Raw genomic sequence first — 10,685 nt, 5'->3', positions numbered from 1 at the left:
TCCACCGTTCAGGACCGGGCGGGCCACCGGTCGCGCACGAGGTCCCAGACCCGGTCGGCCAGGTCCTCCTTGGCCTGCTCGGGCAGGTGGTGCACGCTGCCGTCGGCACCGATGACGGTGGCCGCGTTGGTCTCGGCGCCGAAGACCTTGTCGACGCCGACCTCGTTGACGACGACGAGGTCGGCGCGTTTGCGGGCGAGTTTGGCGCGGCCGTTGGCCTCGGCGTCGCCGGTCTCGGCGGCGAACACCACGAGCACCTGCTCCGGTCGACGGCGACGGCCCAGCTCGGCGGCGATGTCCGGGTTGGTGACCAGCGCGATGGTCGGCGCGCTGCCGTCGTCCGACTTCTTGATCTTGCCGGTCGCATAGGTCGCCGGTCGGAAGTCCGACGGTGCCGCCGCCATCACCACCGCGTCGGCATCGGCGGCGGCAGCCAGGGTCGCGGTGCGCAACTCCTCGGTGGTGCCCACCCGGACGAGGTCGACCCCGGCCGGATCGGGCAGCGAGACGTTGGCGGCGATCAGGGTGACCCGGGCGCCCCGGGCGACGGCGGCGCGGGCGAACGCGTAGCCCTGCTTGCCGGAGGACCGGTTGCCGAGGAACCGGACCGGGTCGAGGGGTTCCCGGGTGCCGCCGGCGGTGACCACCAGGTGCCGGCCGGCCAGATCGGCGGGGGCGTCGACGCCCCGGGCGAGGGCCCGGCGGGCGACGGCGAAGATCTCGGCCGGGTCGGGTAGCCGACCCTTGCCGCTGTCGGCGCCGGTGAGCCGGCCGACGGCGGGCTCGATCACCCGCACCCCCCGGGCCCGCAGGGTGGCCACGTTGGCGACGGTGGCCGGGTGCTCCCACATCTCGGTGTGCATCGCCGGGGCGAGCACCACCGGACACCGGGCGGTGAGCAGGGTGTTGGTGAGCAGGTCGTCGGCGAGGCCGTGGGCGGCACGGGCGAGCAGGTCGGCCGTGGCCGGCGCGACCACCACCAGGTCGGCCTGCTGGCCGAGCCGCACGTGGGGCACCTCGTGCACCGCGGACCAGACGTCGTCGGCGACCGGCTGGCCGGACAGCGCCGCCCAGGTCGGCGCCCCGACGAAGCGGAGCGCCGACGCGGTCGGCACGACCCGGACCCGGTGGCCCGACTCCGTGAACAGCCGCAGCAGCTCGCACGCCTTGTAGGCGGCGATGCCACCGCCGACTCCGAGCACGATCTCGGCGGACATCGGGGGTACGGGGGTTACGGCTGGTCGGTCGGCTCGGCGGTGAGCAGGCCCGCGTTGATCTCGCGCATGGCGATGGAGAGCGGCTTCTCCTGCGGGGTGGTCTCCACGAGCGGGCCGACGTACTCGAGCAGGCCCTCGCCGAGCTGGCTGTAGTAGGCGTTGACCTGACGCGCCCGCTTGGCGGCGAAGATCACCAGCGCGTACTTCGAGGTGGTCTTCTCGAGCAGCTCGTCGATCGGCGGGTTGGTGATGCCCTCGGGGTTGGCGATGGATCCCACGAAATACCTCTGCCTCTGAAGTGGCTGGTCGCCCGGCCGCGCGGGGCGGCCGGTCGCTCGACCACACTGGGTGGCCGGGCGGGAGCCAGATTAGGACGAACCGAGCAAGCCTACCAGCTCAGCGGCGGCGCGCTCGGTGCGGTCGTGGTGGACGGCGCGCGCGGCGACGGCCACCAGAGCCGGGTCCGGGTGGTGTCCGGGCGGCAGCAGCAGCACCAGCCGGCTCTGCGGCAGGGCCGCGTGGACGACGAGCGCCCCGGGCGGGTCCAGCGGCAGCAGCACCGGCCGGCCCCGCGTCAGGCGCCCGATCAGCGGGGCGCGCGGCGTGCCCCGGCGGTACGGCCCGGCCCGGGACCACTCCAGCAGCTCGCCCGCGGCGATCATCCGGTCGAACTCGGCCGGCTCCCGGAAGAGCCGGTCGACGCCGTCGGACTCGCCGGTGCGAGGCGCCCGGGTGGTCACCGGGACCGGCACCCACACGGCGGGAGAACGCGCCCGGACCGCCTCGACCACACCGCCCCGGCCCGCACCCGAAGGTCCGGTCAGGACGGTGAGCCGTGCCGCCGGGCACGCCTCCTCATCCGTGCTCACCGCTTGTTTGTACCTGCTGCGGCGGTCAGTTGGCGGCGAACTCTCCAAGCAGCGCCTTGCGCTGCTGCTCGCCCAGGCCACGCAGGCGGCGACTGTCGGCGATCTTGAGCTTCTCCATGATCTGGGTGGCCCGGATCTTGCCGATACCCGGCATCGCCTGCAGCACGGCCGACACCTTGAGCTTGCCGACGACGTCGTCGGACTCGGCTCGCGCAAGGACGGCGGCCAGGGTGGTCTTGCCCTGCTTGAGCTGCTCCTTCAGCTCAGCACGGGCCTTGCGGATCTCCGCGGCCTTTTCCAGCGCGGCAGCGCGCTGCTCGGGGGTCAGTGACGGGAGCGGCACCAGTTCTCCTCAGGTCCCTATCGCGACGGGCGGAACGCACCGCCGCTCTGTGAAACGTGGTGTCGCTGGCAACCAAAGGGGTCCGTGGTTCCCAGCGCGGGGAAAACTAGCGTTCGACGGAGTTTTCGGCAACGTGGACGCGCGATGATCAACGTAAAGTGACCGAGCCGTCAGTCAGTGTCCGGCAGCCAGAATGTGCCGGCAGTCGGCCGCCACCCGGGCCGCGGCGGCCCGCAACGCGTCGGCGTCGGGACCCGCGTTGAGCACCTCCCGGGAGTACGACGGCAACACTGCGGACAGGCTCGAACCGAACACGGTGGGTAGATCGGCAGCCGTCGCACCCTGCGCGCCGAGGCCCGGAGCGAGCAGTGGGCCATTGACCCGGGACAGGTCGTGACCGGTGTCGCCGATGGTCGCGCCGACCACCAATCCGATGCTGCCCAGCGGCTCAGCACCCCTGTTGAGCTGGGAAATCTCATCGATAACAAGCTGTGCGACGGTACGCCCACCGGAGGTGACGGCACGCTGCACGTCCGCCCCCTCGGGGTTCGAGGTGAGCGCTAACACGAAGACTCCGCCGCCGTGCGCGGCCGCCGTCTCGAACATCGGGGCCAGCGAACCTACTCCCAGGTAGGGGCTCGCCGTGAGCGCGTCGACATACATCGGGCTGGATGGATCAAGGTACGCGGAAGCGTACGCGGCGACGGTCGAACCGATGTCGCCGCGCTTGGCGTCGAGGAGAACGAGCGCGCCAACATCACGTAACTGTCGGATAGTTGACTCAAGAATCGCCACCCCGCGGCTCCCGAATCGCTCGAAGAAGGCCGACTGAGGCTTGAACACCGCAACCCGGTCACCGAGCGCTTCCGCGACGGTCCGGACGAACCGTTCCAGACCGTCGACGTCGTCCTCAAGGCCCCAGCGGGCCAGCAGACCCGGATGCGGGTCGATGCCCACACAGAGCGGCCCGCGTTCCGCCACCGCCCGGTGCAGACGGGTTCCGAAGGTCTCCATCCGTTGCTCCTCTCGTCTCGTGCTCCGCTGCCACGGGGCGACGGTCGTCGCCCCGGCTCCGCCCCCGGTGCTCAACCGGCCGCGACGGCGGCGGCGATCCCGGCCACGATCCGGGCCACGTCGTCGTCCCCCGTCACGTACGGCGGCATCGTGTACACCAGGTCGCGGAAGGGGCGCAGCCACACGCCCCGGTCCACCGCGGCGGCCGTCGCCGCCGCCAGGTCCACCTCGTGGTCCAGCTGCACCACGCCGATCGCGCCCAGCACCCGGACGTCCGCCACCCCCGGCGCGCCCCGCAACGGCTCCAGACCGGCCCGCAGCCCCGCACCCACCCGCGCCACCTCGGCCGCCCAGTCGCCGGCCCGCAGCAGCCCCAGGGAGGCGTTGGCGACGGCACAGGCCAACGGGTTACCCATGAACGTCGGCCCGTGGGCCAGCACCCCGTCGCCGGAGATGCCCCGGGCCACCTCCGGCGTGCACAACGCGGCCGCCAGGGTGAGGTAGCCACCGGTGAGCGCCTTGCCCACGCAGAGCACGTCCGGGGTCACCCCGGCGTGCCCGGCGGCGAACATCGACCCGGTCCGGCCGAACCCGGTGGCGATCTCGTCGAAGATCAGCAGCACCCCGTGCGCCCGGGTCACCTCGCGCAGCACCCGCAGGTACCCGGGGTGGTGGAACCGCATCCCGCCGGCCCCCTGCACCACCGGCTCGACGATCACCGCCGCCAACTCGTCGGCGTGCCGGGCGACCGCGTCGGTCAACGCCGTCACGTACGCCGGGTCGGGCGGGTCGGCGAAGCCGCCGGGCGGCACCGGCGCGAAGACCTGCCGGGGCAGCACGTCACCCCAGAGGTGGTGCATACCACCCTCCGGGTCACAGACGCTCATCGGGTGGAACGTGTCGCCGTGGTAGCCGCCCCGCCAGGTGCCCAGCCGGCGACGCCGCGGCCGGCCGGTGGCCCGCTGGTACTGCAGGCACATCTTGATCGCCACCTCGACCGACACCGAGCCCGAGTCGGCCAGGAAGACGTGCGCCAACCCCGGCGGGGCCAGCTCGACGAGCGTCTCGGCCAGCCGGACCGCCGGCTCGTGGGTGAGCCCGCCGAACATCACGTGACTCATCCGGCCGAGCTGGTCGGTGACGGCCGCGTCCAGCGCCGGATGCCGGTACCCGTGGATCGCCGCCCACCACGACGACATCCCGTCGACCAGTTCCCGGCCGTCGGCCAACCGCAGCCGGACGCCCTGCGCGCTGTGCACCACGTACGGCGGGTGGGCCGGCGGCAGCGCCGCGTACGGGTGCCAGACGCGGGCCCGGTCGACGGTCAGGATCTCCTCGGGCGTCACGCGTGCTCCTCCGTACCCTCGTCGGTGGCGGCGGCGGGGCGGACGGGCGGGCACGACCGGAACCCCGGACGTGCCCGCCGGCTCACCGGCCGCCCACCGCCCGGTCACCCGCCGGGACCCCGGCCCCGGCCGGGACCCGGGCGGCGGCCCGCACCAGGGCCGGGCCCCGGTAGATGAACCCGGTGTAGAGCTGGACCAGGCTGGCCCCCGCGTCGAACATCCGGGCCGCGTCGTCCGGGTCGAGGATGCCGCCGACCCCGATCACCGGGAGCCGGCCCCCGGTCTCCCGGTGCACGAACGCGACCATCTCCCGGGCCCGCCCGGTCAGCGGACGGCCGGACAGGCCACCGGTCTCGACGCCCCGGTCCCGGTCGGCGGGGGCGAGCCCGTCCCGGGCGAGCGTGGTGTTGGTGGCGATCACGCCGGCCGCGCCCCGGGCCAGGCACACCTCCAGCAGCTCCGCCACGGCCGGCTCGGTGAGGTCCGGGGCGATCTTCACCAGCACCGGCTTCTCCCCCACCAGCGCGGCCAGCAGGGCGTCCAGGTGCGCCCGGTCCTGCAACGAGCGCAGCCCCGGGGTGTTCGGCGAGGAGACGTTGACCGCGAAGTAGTCGCCGTACCCGCGCAACGCCCGGTAGGAGGTGAGGTAGTCCTCGACCGCGTCCTCCAGCGGGGTCACCTTGGACTTGCCCAGCGAGATGCCCAGCGGCACCCCCAGCGGGCGGGGCGCGGCGGCCAGCCGGTCGGCCAGCGCCTGCGCCCCGGCGTTGTTGAAGCCCATCCGGTTGATCACGGCGGCGCTGTCGGGCAGCCGGAACAGCCGGGGCCGGGGGTTGCCCGGCTGGGCGTGCGCGGTGACCGTGCCCACCTCGACGAAGCCGAACCCGAGCGCCGGCCAGGCCGGCAGGGCCACCCCGTTCTTGTCCATCCCCGCCGCCAGGCCCACCGGGTTGGGGAACCGCACCCCGAACACCGTCCGGGGCGCCCGGTGCAGGTTGCGGGCCCGCAGCAGCGCCAGCGCCGCCGGCCGCCGGGACAGGGTCGCCAACCGCCGCAGCGTCCAGTCGTGCGCCGCCTCCGCGTCGCCGCCCCCGATCCGGAACAGCGCCCGCCGTACGCCGCGCTCGAACATCACGTTCCCTCCCGGCCGACGCTCTCGTCGGTGATCAAGAGGTTCGCGTCACCGCACCCGCCGTTCGCTGACCGAAACCTCTTGATCACCGAACGCGGGGCGGGCAGCGGACGCACGGCAGGGGGCGGCGCGGGCCGGGTCACTGGGCGGCCCGGAGGGCGGCGTGGAGCTCCTGGAGGGGACGCACCCGCATGTCGCCCCGGATACGGGCCTCGATGCCCATCACCGCCGCCGCCACCCCCGGCACCGTGGTGATGCACGGGATGTCGGCCGTCACGGCGGCGCTGCGGATCTCGTACCCGTCCGAGCGGGCGCTCGCGCCCGACCCCTGCGGGGTGTTCACCACCAGCGCCACGTCCCCGGCGAGGATCATCGACACCGCGTCCGCGCCCTCGCCGCTCTGGTAGTGCTTGCGGATCTGCTCACAGGCGATGCCGTGCCGGCGCAGCAGCTCGGCGGTACCCGTGGTGGCGACGATCGCGAAGCCCAGGTCGGCCAGCCGCTTGATCGGGAAGATCATGGCCCGCTTGTCCCGGTTCGCCACCGAGACGAAGATCTTCCCGGTGGTCGGCAGCGACCCGTACGCGGCGGACTGGCTCTTGGCGAACGCGTGGCCGAAGCTGGTGTCGATGCCCATCACCTCGCCGGTGGACTTCATCTCCGGGCCGAGCAGCGAGTCGACGCCCTTGCCGGCCGGGGTGCGGAACCGCTTGAACGGCAGCACCGCCTCCTTCACCGCGATCGGGGCGTCCGGCGGCAGCTCGCCACCGTCGCCGGTCGCCGGGAGCAGCCCCTCGGCGCGCAGCTCGGCGATGGTCGCGCCGAGGGCGATCCGGGCCGCCGCCTTGGCCAGCGGCACGGCGGTGGCCTTCGAGACGAACGGGACAGTCCGGGACGCCCTCGGGTTCGCCTCCAGCACGTAGAGCATGTCGTCCTTGAGGGCGTACTGGACGTTGAGCAGCCCGCGCACCCCCACGCCCCGGGCGATCGCCTCGGTGTAGCGGCGCACCTCGGTCAGGTGCGAGCCGGCCAGCGTGATCGGCGGCAGCACGCACGACGAGTCGCCGGAATGGATGCCGGCCTCCTCGATGTGCTCCATCACCCCACCGAGGTAGACCTCGCCGTCGGCGTCGCAGAGCGCGTCCACGTCGATCTCGATGGCGTCGTCGAGGAACCGGTCGACCAGCACCGGGTGGTCCGGGGAGATGTCGGTGGCCCGCCCGATGTAGTCGCGCAGCGTGGCGTCGTCGTAGACGATCTCCATGCCCCGCCCGCCGAGCACGTACGACGGGCGCACCAGCACCGGGTAGCCGATCTCGTCGGCGATCGCCTTCGCCTCGTCGTACGAGGTGGCCGTGCCGTGCGCCGGGGCACGCAGGCCGGCGCGGGCCAGCAGCGCCCCGAACGCGCCGCGCTCCTCGGCCAGGTGGATCGACTCCGGGGAGGTGCCCACCACCGGCACGCCGGCGTCCTTGAGCCGCTGCGCCAGCCCCAGCGGGGTCTGCCCGCCGAGCTGCACGATCACCCCGACCACGCCGGGGCCGCCGGCCGCCCGGCCGGACGAGTCCTCGGCGTGCCAGACCTCCAGCACGTCCTCGAAGGTCAGCGGCTCGAAGTAGAGCCGGTCGGCGGTGTCGTAGTCGGTGGAGACGGTCTCCGGGTTGCAGTTGACCATCACGGTCTCGTAGCCGACGGAACCGGCCGCGTCCGCCGCGACCGCGCCCGCCGTGCCGCGCGGGGCGGCCCGCAACGCCTGGACGGCGTGCACGCAGGAGTAGTCGAACTCGATGCCCTGGCCGATCCGGTTCGGCCCGGACCCCAGGATCAGCACCTTGGGCCGGTCCGACGCGGCGACCTCGGTCTCCTCGTCGTACGTCGAGTAGTGGTACGGGGTGGTCGCCTCGAACTCGGCGGCGCAGGTGTCCACCGTCTTGTAGACCGGCCGCACGTCGAGCCGGTGCCGCAGGGTGCGTACCCCGTCCTCGGCGGCCAGTTCCGGGCGCAGCGCGGCGAGCTGCCGGTCGGACAGCCCGGCGCGCTTGGCCCGGCGCAGCAGCCCGGCGTCGAGCACCGGGGCGGCCACGATCTCGGCCCGCAACTCGACCAGGCCGGCGATCTGGTCCAGGAACCACGGGTCGATCCCGCCGGAGGCCGCCGACACCTCGGCGACCGACGCGCCCAGCCGCAGCGCCCGCTCGACGGTGTAGAGCCGGCCGTCGTGCGGCATCCCCAGCGCGGCGAGGGTGTTCTCCCTCGTCGCGTCCTGCGGGTCCGGCCGGGTCCAGAACCCCGCCGCCGACGTCTCCATCGACCGCATCGCCTTGTTGAGCGCCTCGGTGAAGTTCCGGCCCAGGCTCATCGCCTCGCCTACCGACTTCATCGTGGTGGTCAGCTCCGGGTCGGCGCCGGGGAACTTCTCGAACGCGAACCGGGGGATCTTCACCACCACGTAGTCCAGCGTCGGCTCGAACGCGGCCGGCGTCTTGCGCGTGATGTCGTTGGGGATCTCGTCGAGGGTGTAGCCGATCGCCAGCTTCGCGGCGATCTTGGCGATCGGGAAGCCGGTGGCCTTCGACGCCAACGCCGACGACCGGGACACCCGGGGGTTCATCTCGATCACCACGATCCGGCCGTCGGCCGGGTTCACCGCGAACTGGATGTTGCAGCCACCGGTGTCCACCCCGACCTCGCGCAGCACCGCGATGCCCAGGTCCCGCAGGTTCTGGTACTCCCGGTCGGTGAGCGTCATCGCCGGGGCGGCGGTGACGCTGTCGCCGGTGTGCACGCCCATCGGGTCGACGTTCTCGATCGAGCAGACCACCACCACGTTGTCGTGCCGGTCGCGCATCAGTTCGAGCTCGTACTCCTTCCAGCCGAGCACGCTCTCCTCGATGAGCACCTCGTGCACCGGGCTGGCGGCCAGGCCGGCCCCGGCGATGCGGTCCAGGTCCTCGTCGGTGTGCGCCATGCCGGAACCCAGGCCGCCCATCGTGAACGACGGCCGGATCACCACCGGCAGGCCCAGCTCGGCGACCGTCGCGCGGACCTCGTCCATCGAGTGGCAGACCCGCGAGCGGGGCACCAGCGCGTCCGGGTCGGGCAGCCCCAGCCGTACGCCGGCCTTCGCGACGATCTCCTTGAACAGCTGGCGGTCCTCACCCCGGTTGATCGCCTCGATGTTCGCGCCGATCAGCTCGACGCCGTACTTGTCGAGCACCCCGGCGGCGTGCAGGGCGACCGCCGTGTTCAACGCGGTCTGCCCGCCCAGGGTGGGCAGCAGCGCGTCCGGCCGCTCCTTCGCGATGACCAGCTCGACGAACTCCGGGGTGATCGGCTCGACGTAGGTGGCGTCGGCGAACTCCGGGTCGGTCATGATGGTCGCCGGGTTGGAGTTGACCAGGCTGACCCGGATCCCCTCGCTGCGCAGCACCCGGCAGGCCTGGGTGCCCGAGTAGTCGAACTCGCAGGCCTGCCCGATCACGATCGGCCCGGAGCCGATCACCAGGATGTGCTTGAGATCGTCGCGCTTAGGCATTCGTGCGCCCCTCGCTGTGGTTCCGGCCCGCGCCGGGCTGCCCGTCCGGGCCACGGCCCTCGATCAGCTCGGCGAAACGGTCGAAGAGGTAGTCGGCGTCGTGCGGGCCGGCTGCCGCCTCCGGGTGGTACTGGACGGTGAAGGCGGGCACGTCCACGGCCCGCAGCCCCTCGACGACGTTGTCGTTGAGGCAGACGTGCGACACCCGCACGCCGCCGAACTCGGTGTCGATGACCTGGTCGGGGACGACCGCGCCGGCCGGCCCGTCGCCGTGGCCCGGCCAGGCCACCGCGAAACCGTGGTTGTGGCTGGTCACCTCGACCTTGCCGGTGGCCCGGTCGAGCACCGGCTGGTTGATGCCCCGGTGGCCGTAGCCCAGCTTGTAGGTGCCGAACCCGAGCGCCCGGCCGAGGATCTGACTGCCGAAGCAGATGCCGAACAGCGGAATCCGCCGGCTGAGCACCTCCCGGGCCAGCGCCACCGGCCCGTCGGCGGTCGCCGGGTCACCCGGGCCGGGCGAGAAGAAGACCGCGTCCGCGCCGGTGGCCAGCAGGTCGTCGATGGTGGACCCGGCGGGCAGCACGTGGGTGGTGACCCCCCGGGCGGCCAGCCGCCGCGGCACGTTGCGCTTGATGCCCAGGTCCAGCGCGGCGACGGTGTACCGGTGCTCGCCCTCCGCCTCGACCACGTACGGCGCGGCGGTGCTCACCTCGGCGGACAGGTCCGCGCCGACCATCTGCGGGGACTCCCGCACCCGTTCCAGCAGGGCGCGCGGGTCGTCCTCGACGCTGGAGATGCCGACCCGCATCGCGCCACGCTCACGCAGGTGCCGGGTGAGCGCCCGGGTGTCCACCCCGGCGATGCCGACCACGCCCTCCACGCCGAGCCGGTCCTCCAGCCCGCCGGTGGCCCGCCAGTTGGAGCCGATCCGGGCCGGGTCACGGACCACGTACCCGGCGACCCAGATCCGGTCGGACTCGTCGTCCTCGGTGTTCACCCCGGTGTTGCCGATGTGCGGGGCGGTCTGCACCACCACCTGCCGGTGGTAGGACGGGTCGGTCAGGGTCTCCTGGTAGCCGGTCATGCCGGTGTTGAAGACCGCCTCGCCGAAGGTCTCCCCGACACTGCCGTACGACTCACCGTGGAAGGTGCGCCCGTCCTCCAGCACGAGGATCGCGGACCTACGCTTGTTCGTCGCTCGAATCACCGGCCCTGCCCTCCGATCCGGA

Annotated in this window: 9 protein-coding genes; all 9 read right to left on the bottom strand. The window is 73.1% G+C overall.

Annotated elements, in window-relative coordinates:
• Window positions 1–8: 8 nt before the first annotated feature.
• Window positions 9–1,217, bottom strand: a complete 1,209-nt coding sequence (coaBC, locus tag FJK98_RS10985) for a bifunctional phosphopantothenoylcysteine decarboxylase/phosphopantothenate--cysteine ligase CoaBC (protein ID WP_145918933.1) — start codon at window positions 1,215–1,217, stop codon at window positions 9–11.
• 14 nt (window positions 1,218–1,231) lie between these two features.
• Window positions 1,232–1,495 carry a DNA-directed RNA polymerase subunit omega gene (gene rpoZ, locus FJK98_RS10980; RefSeq protein ID WP_007075826.1) on the bottom strand — a complete coding sequence of 88 codons (264 nt, stop codon included), beginning with the start codon at window positions 1,493–1,495 and terminating at the stop codon, window positions 1,232–1,234.
• Window positions 1,496–1,585: 90 nt separating this feature from the next.
• Window positions 1,586–2,086 (bottom strand): guanylate kinase, encoded by a 501-nt coding sequence (locus FJK98_RS10975; protein ID WP_145918932.1) that lies wholly within the window; start codon window positions 2,084–2,086, stop codon window positions 1,586–1,588.
• 25 nt (window positions 2,087–2,111) lie between these two features.
• On the bottom strand, window positions 2,112–2,429 hold the full coding sequence (gene mihF, locus FJK98_RS10970; protein ID WP_067309448.1) for an integration host factor, actinobacterial type: 318 nt from the start codon (window positions 2,427–2,429) through the stop codon (window positions 2,112–2,114).
• A gap of 174 nt (window positions 2,430–2,603) precedes the next feature.
• Window positions 2,604–3,443, bottom strand: a complete 840-nt coding sequence (pyrF, locus tag FJK98_RS10965) for an orotidine-5'-phosphate decarboxylase (RefSeq protein ID WP_145918931.1) — start codon at window positions 3,441–3,443, stop codon at window positions 2,604–2,606.
• A 71-nt stretch (window positions 3,444–3,514) separates the two neighbouring features.
• Window positions 3,515–4,789 carry an adenosylmethionine--8-amino-7-oxononanoate transaminase gene (locus FJK98_RS10960; protein ID WP_145918930.1) on the bottom strand — a complete coding sequence of 425 codons (1,275 nt, stop codon included), beginning with the start codon at window positions 4,787–4,789 and terminating at the stop codon, window positions 3,515–3,517.
• A gap of 82 nt (window positions 4,790–4,871) precedes the next feature.
• Window positions 4,872–5,924 carry a quinone-dependent dihydroorotate dehydrogenase gene (locus FJK98_RS10955; RefSeq protein ID WP_145918929.1) on the bottom strand — a complete coding sequence of 351 codons (1,053 nt, stop codon included), beginning with the start codon at window positions 5,922–5,924 and terminating at the stop codon, window positions 4,872–4,874.
• Between the two features lie 136 nt (window positions 5,925–6,060).
• Entirely contained in the window at window positions 6,061–9,456 is a 3,396-nt protein-coding gene (carB, locus tag FJK98_RS10950) for a carbamoyl-phosphate synthase large subunit (protein WP_145918928.1), read from the bottom strand.
• Window positions 9,449–10,660: a glutamine-hydrolyzing carbamoyl-phosphate synthase small subunit gene (gene carA / locus FJK98_RS10945; protein ID WP_145922691.1), complete on the bottom strand. Its 1,212-nt coding sequence runs from the start codon at window positions 10,658–10,660 to the stop codon at window positions 9,449–9,451. Before carA ends, carB begins: the two co-directional genes overlap by 8 nt.
• Window positions 10,661–10,685 lie beyond the last annotated feature (25 nt).

Origin of the sequence: Micromonospora sp. HM134, assembly GCF_007833915.1 — a bacterium.
Classification (GTDB): domain Bacteria; phylum Actinomycetota; class Actinomycetes; order Mycobacteriales; family Micromonosporaceae; genus Micromonospora; species Micromonospora wenchangensis.
The sequence above is the reverse complement of the archived record's forward strand: the minus strand, read 5'-3'. Positions and strand labels throughout refer to the sequence as shown.